Origin of the sequence: Pseudomonas sp. HS-18, from assembly GCF_020401845.1 — a bacterium.
Taxonomy (GTDB): Bacteria; Pseudomonadota; Gammaproteobacteria; order Pseudomonadales; family Pseudomonadaceae; genus Pseudomonas; species Pseudomonas nitroreducens.
Genome location: NZ_CP084413.1, coordinates 2,922,364 through 2,940,216, shown reverse-complemented (window position 1 = coordinate 2,940,216; position 17,853 = coordinate 2,922,364). Strand labels below are relative to the sequence as shown.

Here is a 17,853-nt window from a genome sequence, read left to right as displayed (position 1 = left end):
GGTAGACTAGCGCCATCTATATTCGGAGCCCATTCATGACTTTCCTCGCCCTGCCCCGCGCCGAACAGCTCGCCCTGCAATTCGGCACCCCGCTGTGGATCTACGACGCCGCCACCATCCGCGGTCAGATCGAGCGTCTGAAGAGCTTCGACATCATCCGCTTCGCCCAGAAGGCCTGCTCCAACCTGCACATCTTGCGCCTGATGCGCGAACAGGGCGTGAAGGTCGACGCTGTCTCCCAGGGCGAACTGCTGCGCGCCCTGGCCGCCGGCTATTCGTGCCGCGAGGATGAATCCGAGATCGTCTTCACCGCCGACCTGCTGGACCGCACCACCCTGGAAACCGTGGTCGAGCACGGCATCCCGGTGAACGCCGGCTCCATCGACATGCTCCGCCAGCTGGGCGAAGTCGCTCCCGGCCACCCGGTGTGGCTGCGCATCAACCCCGGTTTCGGTCACGGCCACAGCAACAAGACCAACACTGGCGGCGAGCATTCCAAGCACGGTATCTGGCACAGCGACCTGCGCGCCGCCCTGGACGTGATCCGCGAACGCGGCCTGCGCCTGGTCGGCCTGCACATGCACATCGGCTCGGGCGTGGACTACGGTCACCTGGCCCAGGTCGGCGAAGCCATGCTCGGCCTGGTGCAGCAGGTGAAGGACGCCGGCCACGACCTGTCGGGCATCTCCGCCGGCGGCGGCCTCTCTATCCCCTACCGCGCCGGCGACCCGGAAGTGGACACCGCACACTACTTCCAGCTGTGGGACAAGGCGCGCAAGGCCGCCGAGGCCGTGGTCGGCCACTCGCTGCACCTGGAGATCGAACCGGGCCGCTACCTGGTCGCCCAGTCCGGCTGCCTGCTCAGCGAAGTGCGCGCCACCAAGGACGCCGGCCGCAACCACTTCGTACTGGTAGACGCCGGCTTCAACGAGCTGATGCGCCCGTCCATGTACGGCAGCTACCACGGCATCCGCGTGCTGGCCGGCGACGTGGCCAGCCGCGAGGTGATCGACACCGTGGTGGCCGGCCCGCTGTGCGAGTCCGGCGACGTGTTCACCCAGGGTGACGGCGGCGTGGTCATCCCCCGCGCCCTGCCGCGCGTCCAGGTCGGCGACCTGCTGCTGATCGAGGACACCGGCGCGTACGGCGCGTCCATGTCGTCGAACTACAACAGTCGCCCGCTGATCGCCGAAGTGCTGCTGGAAGGCACCGAAGCCAGGCTGATCCGCCGCCGCCAGCGGGTGGAAGAGCTGCTGGCGCTGGAAGAAGACCTGGCCTGATTGCGGGCGTGGCCCATTACAGAGGCCATCGGCGCTGGGCGGTTCGCGAGCAAGCTCGCTCCTACAGTTCCATCCCGGTTTCGGAGTGCTTTTCGTAGGAGCGAGCTTGCTCGCGAACCCGCTCCACGCTGGCTCCGCCGGCGAGGAGCGGGCGAAGTTCTCCTACAAGGACAACAGCCCCCTCACCGATCGATGCGCGTCGACAGAATGATCGACGACATCGTCCGCTCCACCCCATCCAGCGCGCCGATGCGGTCCAGCACGGCGTCCAGGTCGCGGATCGACAGCGCCTCGACGATCACGATCATGTCGAAGTTGCCGCTCACCGAGTGCAGTGTCTTCACCTCGATGATCTTCTCCAACGCCTGCACCACCTGGTGCGACAGCTTGGGCAGCGCCGTCACCAGCACGTGGGCGCGCACCAGCGACTGGGCGTAGCTGTCCGATACCTTGATCGAATAGCCGCTGATGATCCCCTGCTGCTCCAACCGCTCGATACGGCTCTGCACCGTGGAGCGGGACACCCCCAGCTTGCGCGCCAGCTCGGAAATCGACTCGCGGGCATTGGCGCGCAACAGGTTCAACAAGGCCGCATCGGCGTTTTTCGTCATATTGCTCATTGGATTGATCAATCTGCCTGAAAGCTTTCGCCAATCTTGCAGATTGCCGGATTCATTTCAACGACAAGCTTTGCAATAGTGATCGTCAAGGCGAGCCCACCAGCTCGCCATTTCTTTGCCCGCGCGCCGCTCATCGACTGGCTCCTGCGGGCCACGCAATGCCTTGCCAAGCTGGTCGAGACAGACCGGCAGACTGATAACCGGGAGATTCCAATGCACAAGAACCGCCATCCCCAGACCCCCGGCAAGAAACCGGTGACCATCTTCGGCCCGGACTTCCCCTTCGCCTTCGACGACTGGATCGAGCACCCCGCCGGCCTGGGCAGCATCCCGGCCGATAAACACGGCCAGGAAGTGGCCATCGTCGGCGCCGGCATCTCCGGGCTGGTGGCGGCCTACGAACTGATGAAGATGGGCCTGAAGCCCGTGGTCTACGAAGCTTCGAAGATGGGCGGTCGCCTGCGCTCGGAGACCTTCGAAGGCGCCGACGGGATCATCGCCGAGCTGGGCGGCATGCGCTTCCCGGTGTCCAGCACCGCCTTCTACCACTACGTCGACAAGCTCGGCCTGGAAACCAGACCCTTCCCCAACCCGCTGACCCCGGCGTCGGGCAGCACCGTGGTCGACCTGGAAGGCACCAGCCACTACGCGGAGAAGATCGACGACCTGCCGGAAATCTTCCGCGAAGTCGCCCAGGCCTGGGCCGACGCGCTGGAAGACGGCGCGCGCTTCTCCGAGATCCAGGACGCCATCCGCGAGCGCGACACGGTCAAGCTCAAGGCCCTGTGGGACGAGCTGGTGCCCAAGTGGGACGACCGCACCTTCTACGACTTCGTCGCCAGCTCCAAGGCCTTCTCCCGGCTGTCCTTCCAGCACCGCGAAATCTTCGGCCAGGTCGGCTTCGGCACCGGCGGCTGGGACTCGGACTTCCCCAACTCCATGCTGGAGATCTTCCGCGTGGTGATGACCAACTGCGACGACCACCAGCACCTGGTGGTGGGCGGCGTCGAGCAGGTGCCGCGCGGCATCTGGAGCCACGTACCGGAAAACTGCGCGCACTGGCCAGCCGGCACCTCCCTGGCCTCGCTGCACAACGGCGCGCCGCGCCCGGGCGTGAAGAAGATCGCCCGTGCCACCGATGGCACCTTCGCCGTCACCGACTACTGGGGCGATACCCGCCACTACGCGGCCGTCCTGGCGACCTGCCAGACCTGGCTGCTGACCACCCAGATCGAATGCGAGGAAGCGCTGTTCTCGCAGAAGATGTGGATGGCCCTGGACCGCACCCGCTACATGCAGTCCTCGAAGACCTTCGTGATGGTCGACCGGCCGTTCTGGAAGGACAAGGACCCGCAGACCGGCCGCGACGTGATGAGCATGACCCTCACCGACCGCCTGACCCGCGGCACCTACCTGTTCGACAACGGGGACGACAAACCCGGGGTGATCTGCCTGTCCTACTCCTGGATGAGCGACGCCATGAAGATGCTCCCTCACCCGGTGGAGAAGCGCGTGCAGTTGGCCCTGGACGCGCTGAAGAAGGTCTACCCGAAGGTCGACATCGCCGGGCACATCATCGGCAATCCGATCACCGTGTCCTGGGAGGCCGACCCGCACTTCCTCGGCGCCTTCAAGGGCGCGCTGCCGGGCCACTACCGCTACAACCAGCGCATGTACGCGCACTTCATGCAGGACGACATGCCCGCCGAACAGCGCGGCATCTTCATCGCCGGCGACGATGTGTCCTGGACCCCGGCCTGGGTGGAAGGCGCGGTGCAGACCTCGCTGAACGCCGTGTGGGGCATCATGAAGCACTTCGGCGGCGCGACTCATCCGGAGAACCCCGGCCCTGGCGATCGCTTCGCCGAGCTGGGCCCGATGGCGCTGCCGGACTGAAGCCCGGCTGACAAAAACCGCCTCGCGCACGAGTGGGATCGGGTGCAAACTGCCTGACCCGCTCGTGCTTTTTTCAAGGAGACCCTCATGTACCTCGCCCTCTACCAGTGCCCTCCCGGCCCCGAAGACGTCGCCGGCAACCTGCAGCGTCTGGAACAGGCAGCGCGGCAGGCGGTGCAGAACGGCGCAGACCTGCTGGTCCTGCCGGAGATGTTCCTGTCCGGCTACAACATCGGCGCCAAGCGTGTCGCGGAGCTGGCGGAAAGCTGCGACGGCTCGTCCGCCCTGCGCATCGCCGAGATCGCCCGTGAGCACAAGCTCGGCATCCTCTACGGCTACCCCGAACGTGACGCCAACGGCGCCATCTTCAACAGCGTGCAACTGATCGACCGCCAGGGCGAACGCCGCGCCAACTACCGCAAGACCCACCTCTACGGCGATCTCGACCGCAGCCAGTTCAGCGCCTCCGACGAGCCGCCGGCGATCTTCGAGCTGGACGGCTGGAAGATCGGCCTGCTGATCTGCTTCGACGTGGAATTCCCCGAAGCCGTGCGCACCCTTGCCCTGGCCGGCGCCGACCTGGTGCTGGTGCCCACCGCCAACATGCACCCCTACGAATTCGTCGCCCAGGTGCTGGTGCCGACCCGCGCCTACGAGAACCAGGTGTTCCTCGCCTACGCCAACTACGTCGGCAGCGAGGGCGAAATCGAGTACTGCGGGCTGAGCAGCATCGTCGCCCCGGATGGCCAGGTGCTGACCAAGGCCAAGCACAGCGAGGAATTGCTGGTGGCCGAACTGGACCCGCAGCGCATCGCCCTGGCGCGCGAGGGGTACAGCTATGTGCACCTGCGGCGGCCGGTGCTCTATCGCAGCTGATAAAAAGCCCGGCACTCCGCCGGGCTTTCTCCGTCGGTGCTGCAACTTCTCTTGTAGGACCGAGGGGGATGCCTAGTTCTTGCTCGCGAGCAGACTCTTCAGCAGCTTCGGCGTCAGGCGGGTTCGCGAGCAAGCTCGCTCCTACAGGTTCGGCATTTCCGTAGTATTGCGGTGGCACGCCTGGCAGCTACGCACCGGCCCGCTGGCGTGAAACGCCTGCAATCGTTCGAGGTGGCAGCTCTGGCACAGCTGATGGAAATCCGCCTCGATGCGCACCGCCAGCGTCGGGCTCTGCTTGTGACAGAGAATGCAGGTGCGGTTGCCGGAGACCGAAGGCGACTGGTCCTTGTAGTCGTGGTGGCAGGTGAGGCAGTTCACCGAGGCGTGCGGCTCGTGGGGGAAGGCCAACGGCATCAGCGGCCGGCTGCGTTGCCAATGCCCGTGGGCGAACCACGCCCCCACCGACAGCGCCACGACTGAAACAAGCGAAAGCCCGATCCAGACTCGCCTCATAGCGGCAGCTCCAGGTTCGCCAGCAGGCTGTAGAGCGCCGAAAGTCCGATGATCACGCCGCTTGCCGCCAGCGCAAACCAGGTGGCGCGCTGCGCCGTGTTCCGCTTGCGCCCGCTGATACCGTTGCCAGGTTTTGGCAAGCGCGGCCAGATCGCCGCCGCCAGCATCAGCGTCACCAGCAGTGCACCTTTCCAGATGCCACCGCTGTAGTAACCCGCGCCAAGCACGTGCACGGCCATCAGCAACAGGGCGAGCAGGCTGCCGCCGTAATGCCAGCGGCGGAACGAAACGGCGCTGCTGCTCCAGCGCGGGCGCACGCGGTTCAGGCTGGATATCGCGAGCACCAGCATCAGCACCGCCGAAGCCAGCCCGGCGAGCATGTAGCCGGGTGCGGATGGCAGCAGGTCCTCGATCAGCAATGGTTCATCGACCAGCAGCACGCCAATATGCACCAGCAGCAGCGCAACGGCGGCGAAGCCCAGGTCGCGGTGCAGGCGCAGGAAGAACTTGCCCTCATAGAGCGGGCGCGGCTGCGGGCGCCCCCCGATGACGAACAGCAGCCCTAGCAGGCAGGCGCCGAGCAGCCCGGCGGCATTGGCGAAATCCCAGGCATAGCCGAGCCCCGGCATGGCGCCGAGGCCGAGCAGGATGGCGACCGGCAGCAGGCAGCCGAGCGCCAGACGCGCGATCAGCGCAGGCATGGGGGACTCCGAACGGGGGATTATCGCCGGAGGCTAGCAATTGCCGGCGGCGCGCGAGTGTCGCTGCCTGCCAGACGAATTGCCAGCGCTGCCATCACCCGCCGATCTGATGTTGCAGGAGCGAGCTTGCTCGCGAACGGAGCATCCCTGCGGCACCGGCATCAAGGGGGTTCGCGAGCAAGCTCGCTCCTACATGATCCATGTCCTACAAAGGCCGATCCGGACTAGAGGTCCAGCACCAACCGCGCCGACTTCGCCCGCGAGACGCAAGCGCAGATCTGCTTGTTGGAGGCCTTCTCCTTGTTCGACAGGCAGTTGTCGCGGTGCTCCGGCTCGCCCTCCAGCACTTCGACGATGCAGGTGCCGCAGATGCCTTCGCGGCACTCGGTATCGATGTCGCAGCCATGGGCCTGCAGCACGTCCACCAGCGTCGAGTCCGCCGGTACGTGAAGCACCACGCCTGAGCTGGCCAGTTCCACTTCGAAGGAGCCGGCCGGCGCCGCGTTGGCGGCTGGGTCGGCCTGGAAGTGCTCCAGGTGAATGGCATCTTCCGGGCGGCTGCGCGCGGCGATCTCCACCACCTTGTTCATGAACGGCGCCGGGCCGCAGGTGTAGACGTGGGCCTGCTGCGGCGCACGCGCAAGGCACTCGCCCAGCACGCTGTCGAGGTCAGCAGGCTCGACACCGTAATGCAGCTCGACCTTGCCGGTGAACGCCTCGCTGGCCAGCAGCTCGACAAATGCCGCATGCTCGGCGGACCGGGCGAAGTAATGCAGGCGATACGGCTCGCCCTTGGCGTTCAGCCGGTAGGCCATGCTCAGCAGCGGTGTGACACCGATGCCCGCAGCAAACAGCACGTGCTCGCGGGCTTCCGCTGCCAGGCGGAACAGGTTGCGCGGCGCGCCGATGTCCAGCTCCGCGCCTTCCTGCACGTCGTGCAGGGCACTGGAGCCGCCACGGGACGCGCCCTCCTTCTTCACCGCCACCAGGTAGGCGGTGCAGTCGTCCGGCGGGCTGCACAGCGAGTACTGACGCGTCACCCCGGTGGGTCCGGTGACGTCGACGTGGGCGCCGGGCTCATAGGCGTCGAACGGCTGGCCATCACAACGTACGAGACGCAGGGAACGGATGTCCTGCGCTTCCTCGACGATCCTTTCGATTCTGACCTTCATCATGGCGTTACCTGCAAGGCGTTGATTGCGGGCTCTGTGGCCCCTTTCCGGCCTCTTTTTCACGAGCGCACGGGTTTTCGGTTTGATGTCGGAGCGAGGGCAATGCCCTCCCCCCCAGCCCTCTCCCAGAGGGAGAGGGAGCAGAACGTACCGGCTGATGAGAGGGACTGAGATAAACCAAGAGGGTAAAGCGAGATAATTGCGGGATATAGAGGAAGGGAAAGGGATTTAGCGGGATAGGAAGTGAAAAAGAGTTTCCAAGGATGAAAAAGGCGGCGGCCGTCAGGCCAGGCCGTCGCCGAGGTCCAGTTTACCCTGGTCGCGGTCGAACTTCCGGTCCTGGGTCCGCTTCAGCAGCTTATATATAGAGCTGGGCGTCAGATTGTACTTCCGGGCAAGCGCGTGGTGGTTGCGGCCGTTGAATTCGCCCAGGATCTGCAAGTCGCGTTTCGTGAGACGGTGGTGATAGTCGGAGGGGATGTAGAGCGTTGCTCCCCGCCACTGGTTCGCCAGATGATCGGCCACCGCGCTGCCAGCCTGCTCGGCCAAGGCAGCATCGATCCCATGCTCTGACAGCACCGTTGCCGTGTGCGCCGCGATGTCGTCCAGCAGCTCGTGGCGAGTCTCAGCCAGAATGGAACCCTGTTTCATGCGTCCCCCTTCAGCGCCTCGATTTGGCGCTCTCCATCCTCTTTAGAAATCAGGCCGAGCAGCATGTCAGAGCGGATTCGTCCGACCTGGTCCTGGTAGATCCCTTGCGGGGTAAGGCCACCGCCTCGTGCCTTCCGCGGCAGCTCCGCCTGAACCTGGGCGGGATCGTTGGCCAGGCCCCAAACCACCGCGCGGAGATAGTTGTGGTTCTCCAGCGGCAGCTGGAGCCGCTCGCGCTGCACCAGCATCTGCTCGATCCCTGCCACCCACAGCCGCGGCGGGGCCGGTTTGAACTCCGCAGTGCGTGCGTCCCGTTGAACCTGTCCCGCATCAACCAGCTGGACCAGGTCTGCCACCAGGCGGATCGCTTTGGTGGTGCGCAGCCCGCGGCTACGCGGGCTGAATAAGCGGAGGTAGCCCAGCACGGCACGCCCCAGTTTCGGATCCATGCCGGCGAACAACGCTGCCAGCTGCTTTCCGTCTGCATCAGCGAAGCCCGCCTCAAACGGGAACTGCTCGCCGCAGCACGGGCATTGCAGCTCCATCAGCGGCCCTCCTTGGCTGTAACAGCAGCATTCAGGGCATCCACCAGAGCCTTGAGGATTGGACGTTGCCGCTGCCAGTCCTTCGGCAGCTGATCCAACCCGGCGGCCTGTTCTGGATGCTCGATGCCGAGGCGTTGGCAGAGGCGATCCACTTCCGCCCGCAGATGTCGCTTCTCCTGTTCGACGTGCAGCGCGGCCAGGACTGCTTTGACCTGGTCAGGCTTTTTGAGCCAGGCCACCTTCTCGACCTTGAACATCTGCTTGGCGATCTTGTCCGCGTAGCTCCAAGGTCCTGGACGGCGTCCCTGGCGGCTCCCCGACGCACATCTTCGCGGGCCTGACCTGCCGTCAGGACGGCAACCGACTGCTGGCCATGAATGGCGCCCATATCCTTTACGACACGCTGACATCGGTCGAAATGCAGGGCGAGCCTGTCGGCCTGATCAATGACGCATCCCTTCGCGCTGCTGCTGACAAGCTGCACGCGGAGGGCTTCGGGCTGTGCATGAGCTATGAGGACGGCGAGATCGCGGATTTCCAGCAGCGGATCTGCGACATCATCGGTGGCTGCCTCACGCAGTCGCTGGAGGATGGGCAGTACTACCTCGACCTGATCCGTGGCGACTACGTCCTGGCCGATCTGCCAGAAATCACCGAAGACGACGTCCTGCAATTCAACCAGGTGACCACTGACATTGGCGAGGTGGTGAACCAGATCATCGTCGAATGGTTCGATCCGCAGACCAAAGAGAAGCGCACCACCGCCCCGATTCAGAGCCCAGGTGCGATCCGCGCCGCCGGCGGAGTGCGCAGCGAGGTACGCAGTTATCCGGAGATCTGCACCGAGGAACTGGCGCTCCGCGTCGGGGCGCGGGATCTGCAGGCGGAGGCCACGCCCACCAGCAAGTTTGCTCTGACGACCAATGACCGCATCGGCCCGCTGCGACCTGGCCAGGCGTTCCGCCTGCAGATGCCCTCCGAGGGCATCGCGGACATGGTCTGCATCGTGAGCGACTACGACAGCGGGACCCTGACGGATGGGCGAGTGAAGATCAACGCCGTGGAAAGCGTCTTCGGTATGCCCGACACGGTCTACGTCCAGCCATCGCCCGGCCTGGCCCAGCCGCCGGACACCACCCCGGTGCGATCGCCGCACCAGGTGCTGATCGAGGCGCCCTATGTCGAGCTGGCCGCCGGCATGAGCCGCGCCGACCTGGATGCGATCCCGGCCGACGCAGGCCTGATCCTGGCGATGGCCACGCGCCCGAAGAACGGCATCAACTACCACCTCTATGCCGGCGCCTCTGGCGAGGAGTTGGAGGACTCGGTCCTGGGCGACTGGTGTCCGTCGGCCTTGGTCGTCGAGGCGGCCAGCCAACTGACGCCGATCAGCTTCACGTTGCAGGCGGCAACCGACCTGGACCTCGTTCCGGTCGGTTCGTGGGCGCTGTGGGGTAATGAGATCGTGCGCGTCGACGCCCTGGACCCCGTGGCACTCACCATGACCGTCGGTCGTGGTTGCGCCGATACGCCCCCTGAAGTACATGCTGCCGGTTCTCGTATCTACTTCTGCGGGGACTGGGGCATCACCGACGGCCGGGAGTACGTCGACGGCGAGATCGTTTCCGCCAAGCTGCTGACCAGGACCGAAACAGCAGAGCAGTTGCTGGCGTCTGCCACCGCGCTGGCGGTAGAGATGAACCAGCGCCAGTACCGGCCGTATCCGCCGGCGAAGCTGACCATCAACAATGAGGCCTACCCGACCAGGGCCTTCGGGGATATCGCGCTGGCATGGGTGCCGCGCGATCGGCTGATGCAGGCCGACAAGCTCATCGACAACAGCATGGCCGGAGTTGGCCCGGAGGCGGGAACGACCTGGAGCGTACGCTGCTACGTCAACGGCGTGCTGGACAGCTCCCAGGATGGCCTGGCCACTGCCTCCTACGCCTGGTCGCCGTCGGTCAACGTGGGCACCGCACGGGTAGAGGTGCGTGCTGTTCGGGGTGGCGTCGAGTCGCTCTATCCCCTGGCAGCCGATTTCGGCCTGCAGGACGCCCTGTGGACACCTGACCTGCTGGGAGCGCTGGTCTCGGTATGGCTGGATGATCAGAGCCCGATCACCACGTCCGGCAGTGCAGTCAGCCAGTGGAACGACCGGAGCTTGAAGGCCTGGCACTTCACTCAGGCTACTGGCGCCAACCAGCCGACCGTCGTGAACAACGCCATCAACGGCCTGCGCGCCATTCGATTCGACGGCGTAAACGACCACCTGTCCAACAGCGCCGGCAAGGACCTCTTCCGGAACGTGGGCAAAGGCTGGTCGTTTGCCGTTCTGAACAAGCGCGCCGCCGCTGCTTCACCGACGGTCTATTTCGGCGCGACCCGAGGCGGTGCCTCGTCCGGGGTCCGGTTCGCAGCATATGACGCGCTCGCGGGAACGGCTCTGCCGGGGGTTGGCGGCCGTCGCAGCGACACCGATGCCTTTGCTGGCTACACCTCGGCAACGCCACGGGCCGGCACCTGGTATATGCGGCTGGACCAAGATGACTGGGCCGCTAACTCGTCCTCGCTGTACGTGGACGGGGCGCTGGACGGCACTGCGACGGGACTTTGGCCTTCAGCTGGGTTGACCTCAGATACTGCCGCTGGTGGCCCGCTGAGTGTTGGCGCGGTCTTCTCTGGCTCTGGCTTCGTAGCAAACTCGTTCGCCAACGATGACATCGCGGTTGTCATCTCCGGTGCTGGAGCGTTCCCCGAGGCGGCTGATATTGACCGTCTGTTCGGTTGGGCGGCCTGGCGCTATGGCTTGGTTGACCGTCTGCCAGCTGGCCACCCCTATAAGTCCAGCCCGCCGACTGCGCCGACCGCCGCCACTAAATTCCGGAACGCCATCGCCACCGATACGCCTTACATGTGGTGGCGGCTGGACGAGGTGTCCGGTACGGCGCTCGCTGACCGTTCGGGTAATGGGCGCGTCGCATCGGTTGTGGGGACTGCTGGTACGTCCTACTTGCTCAACCAGGACGGCCTGGCCGGCGACGGCAACAAGGCCATCAAGCTGCTGGCCGATGCGGGCTATATCCGCTCGGTGGCGGCATATACGCTCCCGCTCACGAACTTCGCCCAGGCGATCTGCTTCAAGGCCGACGCCGGCGCCGGGGCTGGTGTGCTGACCATGATGAACCAGAACGCAGACCCCAGCACTTTGTCCGGGTCACGCGACCGAGGCTTCGTCCTGGGCAGTGACGGGAAGTTGTATTACGAGTACTGGATCGGCTCGACTGCAAGGATCGCCAGCCTGGCCACCGTGAATGACGGCCAGCGGCACATCGCACACGTTGTGGTCACTGCGACCACAACGACGTTCTTCATCGACGGGGTCGTGCAGGGGAGCCTCAACAGCGTGCCGACGGCTTCCTACGCGGGGTACTTGTATGTCGGCCGCACCAACATCACCGACCTGACCAGCCCGATCAACACGAACGCCGGCTTCCGTGGCGTGGTGGACGAGATGGTGTACTTCAACCACGCGCTGACCAATGCCCGCGTCCTGGCCCACGCCCAGGCTGCAGGGCTCGCAAGCTGATGTAAGAGGGGGCGCCGGGGGGCAGTGCGCCAACACTGATCTCCGGCGCCGACAAGCAGGACAGAGCTGCAAGCCAGCCAAGGCCCCCCGCTCTCGCGAGAGCGCGGCGAGCCTAGCAAAAATGAAAAGGCTTTGCAGAGGATGAAAGAGGTTCGTTGTGGCGGGTGCAACCGCCTGCTGGCCCGAGTGGGCCTGTTCGACCAGCTCCAGATCAAGTGTCCCCGGTGCGGGACCTTGAATCACCTGAAGGCCGAGAGCCTCCTGCAAGCGCCGCTGAGCGCCCCATGCCGCCAGGAGGCATCATGTCTGCCCAACCCATCATCCCCTGGATAGGGGGCAAACGTCGGCTCGCCGACCGCATCTTCCCGCTGTTCCCGCGCCACTCCTGCTACGTTGAGCCGTTCGCAGGAGGGGCGGCGCTGTTTTTCCTCCGGCCGGTACCGGCCGAGGTCGAAGTCCTCAACGACGTCAACGGCGACCTGGTCAACCTGTACCGCGTCGTCCAGCACCACCTGGAGGAGTTCGTCCGCCAGTTCAAATGGGCGCTCAGCTCCCGCCAGGTCTTCAAGTGGCTACAGGAGACACGCGTGGAGACCCTGACCGATATCCAGCGGGCGGCCAGGTTCTACTACCTGCAGCAGAGTGCCTTCGGCGGTCGGGTCGATGGCCAGAGCTACGGTACGGCCACCACGCAACCTCCAGGCCTCAACCTGCTGCGGATCGAGGAGACACTCTCAGCGGCGCACCTGCGCTTGAGCAGCACCTACATCGAGCACCTGACCTGGCAGGACTGCCTGAAGCGCTACGACCGCGAGCACACGCTCTTCTATATGGACCCGCCATACTGGGAGACGGAAGGCTATGGCGTGCCTTTCGGCTTCGAGCAGTACCTGGACATGGCCGAGATGTTGAAGCGCCTGAAGGGCAAGGCGATCATCAGCCTGAACGACCACCCCGATATCCGGCGCTGCTTCGCGGACTTCCACATCGAGGCGACGGACATCCGCTATACGGTCGGGGGCGGCAAGGGAAGTGATGCGCGGGAGGTGCTGATCTTCAGCTGGGATATTCAAGCCGAGCCCGCTGGGCTGTTCTGAATGGGAGGCCTGATGGCCAGATACGTGAGTGCAGCCGCTTACGAGGTCCGCAAGCCCGATGGGACTGTCGTGGCGCGGATCATTCGCGGCGTCTACCTGCAGGCCGACTCCACGCACCAGGGCGGCTTCGACCCTTACTACGCCGGGACTGTCATCACCGATGACAATGGCGAGCGGCTCGTCCATATGCGACTCGGTCCGCCCCTCGGGGTTATCGAGGGGCGGACCCTTATCACGCAGGCCGGCGAGCGTTGGGAGCTTGTCGAGCTTCCTTGGCTAGGGTCGCGCGTCCAGGACGCTGATCTGTTCCGGGTCATGCTGCTGCAGCGGGAGCAGGCGATCGAGGACGGCGACGAGCAGAGGGCGGCGTGGCTCGGGGTTCGGATCGAATCAGCTGCCTGGATGGTGTGCCCCGAGTGCGGCGATCGATTCGGTGAGCGCGAGGACTGTCTGACCTGTCAGGGGCAGGGTATCGTCCCTGACCCCTGATATTGGAAATTCCTTTTCATCTGGTGAAACTGCGCGGAAGGATGGAATATCGCGCATCAGCCGGGCGAATTTCGCGCGGCGCTACAGGCTGATACCACAGTTCCATCCTGCTCCGAGCGGTCCCCTCTCCCTCCGGGAGAGGGTTAGGGTGAGGGACTCCTGGTGCCCTCACCTCATCTCAGGCCGAGCGTAGGGCGCATAACGCGCAGCGTTATCCGTCGATCTCTCAGCCCGGCACCTCAACGCATGAACAACCCACCATTGATATCCCAGCACGCCCCGGTCACCGACCCGGCGTTCTCCGCACACAGCAGCAACACGCTGTCGGCGATGAAGGTCGGGTCGCCCAGGCGGCCGGCGGGGATGGTCTTGAGGATCTGTTCCAGGCGCTCGGGCGCCACGCTCTCGTAGACCACCGGCAAATCCAGCGGCCCCGGCGAGATGGCGTTGACGGTCACGCCCTGCGCCGAAAGTTCGCGGGCGAACACCTTGGTCAGCGTTGCCACACCGCCCTTGGCTGCGGCGTAATGGCCGCCGGTGGCGGTGCCGCCGTTCTGCCCGGCCAGCGAGGCAATGTTGACGATGCGGCCGAAACCGCGTGCCGCGAAGTGCGTGCCGAACACCTGGCAGGCGACGAAAGTGCCGCGCAGGTTCACCGCCATGGAGGCGTCGAAGTCCTCCGGGCTGATGTCCATCAGCGCGGCAACCTTGGACATCCCGGCGTTGTTCACCAGGATGTCGGCGCCGCCCCAGCGTTCGGCGAGCACATCGCGGGCACGTTCGAAGTCGGCCTTCTCCCGTGCATCCAGCTTCAAGCCGAGAGCTGTCTGGCCTTCCGGGTCCAGCTCGTCGGCCAGGCGCTGCACAGCCTCCTCGTTGAGATCGGCCAGCGCCACGCGCAGGCCGGCGGCATGCAGGCGGCGCGCGATGACTTCGCCGAGCCCGCGTGCGGCGCCGGTTACCAGGGCTACTCGTTGCATGGCGCGGCCCTCAGAGCAGGAAGCCGAGCGCGTTGAGCGCGTCTGCGGCGTTGATCAGGCGGATCACCTTGCGCTCCAGGCAGGCTTGCCCGTCGGTGAAGCGAATGCGGTGGTTCAGGTCGGCAATGAACGGCGTCGCCACGCCACGCTTGTAGGCGTAGAGCACCTGCGCCGAATTCACCTCGACCACATCGCCCGCCGCTTCCACCAGGGTGAAACGCGAGACGGTGCGCACGGTCTTCGCCGCGTCCACCGCCGACGGCGAATGGCCGCCGGTGAGGCGTTCGATGCGCAGGGCGCGCATGCGCGCGTCGTCGAAGACGTAGTTCAGGCTGGCGGCGAAGTCGTCGCCCTCGGCGTTGATCGGCACCACGTAGATGCCGTCCTCGCTCCACAGCTGCGACCACTGTGCGTAGTCCTTGCGGTCCAGCAGTTCGGCCTCGCGCCAGACGAATTCGATGGCCTTGGCCAGCGGGCCGGAGAAGCCGTTCAGGGTGTCGTTGCTCATTGGCTCATCATCCTTTTCCACATCTGGTACGCCTCGCGCATGCCGCCTTCGTCGGTGGCGTGGGAGACCTTGTCGCCGTTCTCGGCGACCACTTCGCGGTTCAGGCCGCGGTTGACCAGGATCGGCGCGTCGACGCCGGCGTAGGAGCCACGCTGCACGCGGTCCCAGGCCTCTGCATCATCCGGGCTGCCGAAGCCGAACGGACCCTGGAAGTGCTCGTGGATGCGCATGCGCTCGCGGTTGGCGATCTCCGGGCCGCCGTCCATACCGAGGGCGACGTGGCGAATCTCGGTCTCGGTGACGGAGATCGGCCGCAGCACGCGGAAGAACGACATGGACATGGCCACGTTGGGGAACAGGTTGAGGTTGAAGCCGGCGCCGTGCAGCGAGCGGACGATGCGGCGCACCTGGGCAGGCTCCATGGTTTTCGACAGTTCCGCGGTGACGTGGGCGAAGCGCTCCTGCAGCTGCTCGGTGCCGTCGTCGTGGTCGAGGTCGACGTGTTCGGGGACCATCACCATCACGCTGTGGCCGTTGCCCAGGGCGTGGGTCACCGCCTGCTCGTCGCTCATGAACGAGAGCATTTCCTCGGTCTCTTCATCCACCGAGGACATGAACGACTTGTGCACGATGGGGAAGTGGTAGCCGTCGGTGGTGTTCTCCAGCTGGATCTTCCAGTTACCGCGGAAAGTGAACTTGTGTTCGCCCTGGGTCTTGATCGGGTAGCCGGCGCCCTGCTTCATGAACAGGTCCATCCAGTGCTTCGCCCCGCCGAGGAAGTCCTCCAGCGGCTCGATCTCGTCGTTGTAGGTGGCGAACACCATGCCGGCGTAGCTTTCCACGCGCAGGCTGGTCAGCGGCAGCTCGGCCTTGTCGAGGATGTCCTCGTAGCCGTCCGGATACGGCAGCGCGCGCAGCTTGCCGTCCAGCGCGTAGGACCAGCTGTGGTACGGGCAGGTGAAGCCGGTGGCGTTGCCCTTGTGCTTCTCGCAGACGGTGGCGCCACGGTGGCGGCAGCGGTTTTCCAGGACGTTGATGTTGCCCTTCTTGTCGCGCACCACGATCACCGGGCGGCGGCCGACGCTGGTGGTCTTGAAGTCACCGGCGTTGCGCACTTCGCTTTCGTGGGCGACCCACACCCAGGTGCGGTAGAAGATCTTGTCCATTTCCGCTTCGAACAGTTGCGGGTCGTTGTACAGCGAGACATCGACGCGGTCGTCGCCGACCAGCTCTTCGACGCTGCGCGACCGGGCGATCAGCCGGTATTCGTGAGCGCTCATGCCCATCTCCTCATGCCGATTTCTTATGTTTTTGCGCAGGCCGCGTGGCAGCCAGGCTGTGTTCGAGTTGCGCACCGAAGGCGCATACGCGTTCGTCGTCGCCCTTGCGGCCGACGATCTGCAGGCCGACTCTCAGCCCGCCGCAATCCAGGTCCACCGGCACGGTCAGCGCCGGGTGTCCGCTGAGGTTGAAAGGCCGCACCAGGGGCGTCATGCCGGCCACCGATTTGCCGTTGCGCGCATCGCTGAGCAGCGGCGGCAGGTCGGGCATGGTCGGCAGCAAGAGCACTTCGAAGTCCTCCAGCGCGGCGTCGATGGCACGGGTGAAGTGCTCGCGCACTTTCTCCGCCTCGGCGCGCTCGGCGTCGGTGGTGCGGCTGGCCAGCAGCAGCCGCTGCTCGACATCGGCGCCGATCAGGCCCTTGCCAGTCAGCGCCGCGTAGGCGGCCCAGTTCTCGTGATTGATCACCACCAGCCCGGCCTGGAAGGCCGCCTCGAACTCGCCGAGGAACAGGTGGCTGCGGCGCCAGCCGGCACGGTCGGCGGCGGCGCCCAGGCAAGCCTGGATGTGCGGCGCGGACGGCACTTCGAGGAAGGCCACGCGGGCGCCCTCGCCCGGCAGCTGCACGTCGCCGAAACCGGGGCAGATGACCTGCATGGCGGCGATCAGGTCGGCCATGTTGGCGGCAAACGGGCCGACGCAATCCAGGCTGCTCTGCGCCGGGTGCACGCCATCGCGGCTGACGCGACCGAAGGTCGGCTTCAGCCCGGCGATACCGCAGCAGGCCGCCGGTACACGGACCGACCCGCCGGTATCGGTACCCAAAGCGATATCCGCCAGGCCCGCCGCCACGGCGGACGCGGAGCCACTGGACGAGCCGCCGGGTACGCGGTCCGGCGCCATCGGGTTGACCGGCGTGCCGGTCCAGTCATTGATGCCGGTGACGCCGAAGGCCAGTTCGTGAAGATTGGTCTTGCCGACGATCTGCCAGCCGGCGTTCAGCACGGCGTCGACCACGAAGGCGTTGCGTTCGGCCGGCGCGGCATCGGCCAGTGCGCGGGTGCCGCAACGGGTCGGGTAGCCGGCGATGTCGATGCTGTCCTTGACCGCGACGCGCTTGCCGTCGCCGCCGAGAATGAATTCGCTGACGAAAGTGCTCACGAACGGCCCTCCCCTGCACCACCCAGCGCGCGTTGCGACAGGCGCTGCGTGCGGAAATGGCTGATCTGCCAGCGCCCGTCGATCTCGCGGAAATCGATGTCCAGCCGCGTGCCGAACAGCTCGGTGTGGCCCTCGGCATAGGTCGAGAGCTGCTGCATGATCCATTGCCCGCGCGCGGTGCGGCCGTCGACGCGGATCGACTCGCTGGTGAGGAAATGCAGGTTCAGCGTGAAGTGCGGCGACGGCGGCAGGTAGCCGAAGACGAACGCGGCGATCGCCTCGCGGCCCTGGTGATGGCCGAAGGTCTGCGCGGTGGAAGTGCCGATGCCCTCCCACACCGCATCCTCGCTGAACAGTTCGGCCAGCTCGCTCATCGCCACCGGCGCGTGCGGCACGTCGCAGAGGTCCATGTAGCGAGCCATCAACCGACGCACCTGGCTTTCCCCTTCGAGGACCTCCAGGCGGCGGTTCAGCTCGGCCATGCTCAGGCTGTTCAT

General features: G+C 65.6%; 20 protein-coding genes. 7 read left to right on the top strand and 13 right to left on the bottom strand.

The genetic code is table 11. The features are described from left to right. The first annotated feature begins 35 nt into the window (after positions 1 to 35). The gene (gene lysA, locus LDJ84_RS13775) at positions 36 to 1,280 is read left to right on the top strand and encodes a diaminopimelate decarboxylase (protein ID WP_024762253.1); all 1,245 of its coding nucleotides are present in this window, start codon (positions 36 to 38) and stop codon (positions 1,278 to 1,280) included. A 182-nt stretch (positions 1,281 to 1,462) separates the two neighbouring features. On the opposite strand, the gene LDJ84_RS13770 is transcribed toward lysA, so the two are convergent. Next, positions 1,463 to 1,900, bottom strand: a complete 438-nt coding sequence (locus LDJ84_RS13770; protein WP_196912978.1) for an Lrp/AsnC family transcriptional regulator — start codon at positions 1,898 to 1,900, stop codon at positions 1,463 to 1,465. 8 nt (positions 1,901 to 1,908) lie between these two features. Next, on the bottom strand, positions 1,909 to 2,034 hold the full coding sequence (locus LDJ84_RS30705) for a hypothetical protein (protein ID WP_255302811.1): 126 nt from the start codon (positions 2,032 to 2,034) through the stop codon (positions 1,909 to 1,911). A gap of 79 nt (positions 2,035 to 2,113) precedes the next feature. Here LDJ84_RS30705 and LDJ84_RS13765 point away from each other — a divergent pair, with 79 nt between their 5' ends. Together LDJ84_RS13765 and LDJ84_RS13760 are read left to right on the top strand one after the other, a co-directional pair. Continuing rightward, positions 2,114 to 3,796, top strand: coding sequence for a flavin monoamine oxidase family protein (locus LDJ84_RS13765; protein ID WP_024762255.1), 1,683 nt, complete (start codon positions 2,114 to 2,116; stop codon positions 3,794 to 3,796). 87 nt (positions 3,797 to 3,883) lie between these two features. Beyond that, complete coding sequence (locus LDJ84_RS13760) at positions 3,884 to 4,672, top strand: carbon-nitrogen hydrolase family protein (RefSeq protein WP_024762256.1); 789 nt, start codon at positions 3,884 to 3,886, stop codon at positions 4,670 to 4,672. A 141-nt stretch (positions 4,673 to 4,813) separates the two neighbouring features. Here the strand turns inward: LDJ84_RS13760 and LDJ84_RS13755 are convergent, their stop codons facing one another. From LDJ84_RS13755 to LDJ84_RS13730, 6 genes are all read right to left on the bottom strand, one after another. After that, complete coding sequence (locus LDJ84_RS13755; protein ID WP_226046475.1) at positions 4,814 to 5,185, bottom strand: cytochrome c3 family protein; 372 nt, start codon at positions 5,183 to 5,185, stop codon at positions 4,814 to 4,816. After that, entirely contained in the window at positions 5,182 to 5,886 is a 705-nt protein-coding gene (locus LDJ84_RS13750; protein ID WP_226046474.1) for a ferric reductase-like transmembrane domain-containing protein, read from the bottom strand. Before LDJ84_RS13750 ends, LDJ84_RS13755 begins: the two co-directional genes overlap by 4 nt. Positions 5,887 to 6,110: 224 nt before the next feature. After that, positions 6,111 to 7,061: a PDR/VanB family oxidoreductase gene (locus LDJ84_RS13745; protein ID WP_024762259.1), complete on the bottom strand. Its 951-nt coding sequence runs from the start codon at positions 7,059 to 7,061 to the stop codon at positions 6,111 to 6,113. 279 nt (positions 7,062 to 7,340) lie between these two features. Continuing rightward, entirely contained in the window at positions 7,341 to 7,709 is a 369-nt protein-coding gene (locus LDJ84_RS13740; RefSeq protein ID WP_065085139.1) for a Mor transcription activator family protein, read from the bottom strand. Beyond that, positions 7,706 to 8,254, bottom strand: a complete 549-nt coding sequence (locus LDJ84_RS13735) for a hypothetical protein (protein WP_226046473.1) — start codon at positions 8,252 to 8,254, stop codon at positions 7,706 to 7,708. Before LDJ84_RS13735 ends, LDJ84_RS13740 begins: the two co-directional genes overlap by 4 nt. Continuing rightward, the gene (locus LDJ84_RS13730) at positions 8,254 to 8,511 is read right to left on the bottom strand and encodes a hypothetical protein (protein WP_226046472.1); all 258 of its coding nucleotides are present in this window, start codon (positions 8,509 to 8,511) and stop codon (positions 8,254 to 8,256) included. The genes LDJ84_RS13735 and LDJ84_RS13730 overlap by 1 nt, the downstream gene beginning before the upstream one ends. Positions 8,512 to 8,627: 116 nt before the next feature. Here LDJ84_RS13730 and LDJ84_RS13725 point away from each other — a divergent pair, with 116 nt between their 5' ends. The 4 genes from LDJ84_RS13725 to LDJ84_RS13710 all read left to right on the top strand — a co-directional run bounded on the left by LDJ84_RS13725 (position 8,628) and on the right by LDJ84_RS13710 (position 13,426). Continuing rightward, on the top strand, positions 8,628 to 11,840 hold the full coding sequence (locus LDJ84_RS13725) for a LamG-like jellyroll fold domain-containing protein (RefSeq protein WP_226046471.1): 3,213 nt from the start codon (positions 8,628 to 8,630) through the stop codon (positions 11,838 to 11,840). Positions 11,841 to 11,981: 141 nt separating this feature from the next. Beyond that, the gene (locus tag LDJ84_RS13720; RefSeq protein WP_413247450.1) at positions 11,982 to 12,173 is read left to right on the top strand and encodes a Com family DNA-binding transcriptional regulator; all 192 of its coding nucleotides are present in this window, start codon (positions 11,982 to 11,984) and stop codon (positions 12,171 to 12,173) included. Further along, complete coding sequence (locus LDJ84_RS13715) at positions 12,143 to 12,937, top strand: DNA adenine methylase (protein WP_226046469.1); 795 nt, start codon at positions 12,143 to 12,145, stop codon at positions 12,935 to 12,937. The genes LDJ84_RS13720 and LDJ84_RS13715 overlap by 31 nt, the downstream gene beginning before the upstream one ends. Positions 12,938 to 12,949: 12 nt before the next feature. Further along, the gene (locus tag LDJ84_RS13710) at positions 12,950 to 13,426 is read left to right on the top strand and encodes a hypothetical protein (RefSeq protein WP_226046468.1); all 477 of its coding nucleotides are present in this window, start codon (positions 12,950 to 12,952) and stop codon (positions 13,424 to 13,426) included. Positions 13,427 to 13,665: 239 nt separating this feature from the next. Here LDJ84_RS13710 and LDJ84_RS13705 read toward each other — a convergent pair whose 3' ends face one another. From LDJ84_RS13705 to LDJ84_RS13685, 5 genes are read right to left on the bottom strand one after another with little or no spacing between them, the layout of a single operon-like run. Further along, a complete protein-coding gene (locus tag LDJ84_RS13705) occupies positions 13,666 to 14,406 on the bottom strand; it encodes an SDR family NAD(P)-dependent oxidoreductase (RefSeq protein WP_226046467.1) in 741 nt (246 codons plus the stop codon). Positions 14,407 to 14,416: 10 nt separating this feature from the next. Then, positions 14,417 to 14,914: an aromatic-ring-hydroxylating dioxygenase subunit beta gene (locus LDJ84_RS13700; RefSeq protein WP_226046466.1), complete on the bottom strand. Its 498-nt coding sequence runs from the start codon at positions 14,912 to 14,914 to the stop codon at positions 14,417 to 14,419. After that, a complete protein-coding gene (locus tag LDJ84_RS13695; RefSeq protein WP_024762262.1) occupies positions 14,911 to 16,194 on the bottom strand; it encodes an aromatic ring-hydroxylating oxygenase subunit alpha in 1,284 nt (427 codons plus the stop codon). The genes LDJ84_RS13700 and LDJ84_RS13695 overlap by 4 nt, the downstream gene beginning before the upstream one ends. 10 nt (positions 16,195 to 16,204) lie before the next feature. After that, entirely contained in the window at positions 16,205 to 17,356 is a 1,152-nt protein-coding gene (locus LDJ84_RS13690) for an amidase (RefSeq protein WP_226046465.1), read from the bottom strand. Further along, positions 17,353 to 17,853 carry a nuclear transport factor 2 family protein gene (locus tag LDJ84_RS13685; RefSeq protein ID WP_376784775.1) on the bottom strand — a complete coding sequence of 167 codons (501 nt, stop codon included), beginning with the start codon at positions 17,851 to 17,853 and terminating at the stop codon, positions 17,353 to 17,355. Before LDJ84_RS13685 ends, LDJ84_RS13690 begins: the two co-directional genes overlap by 4 nt.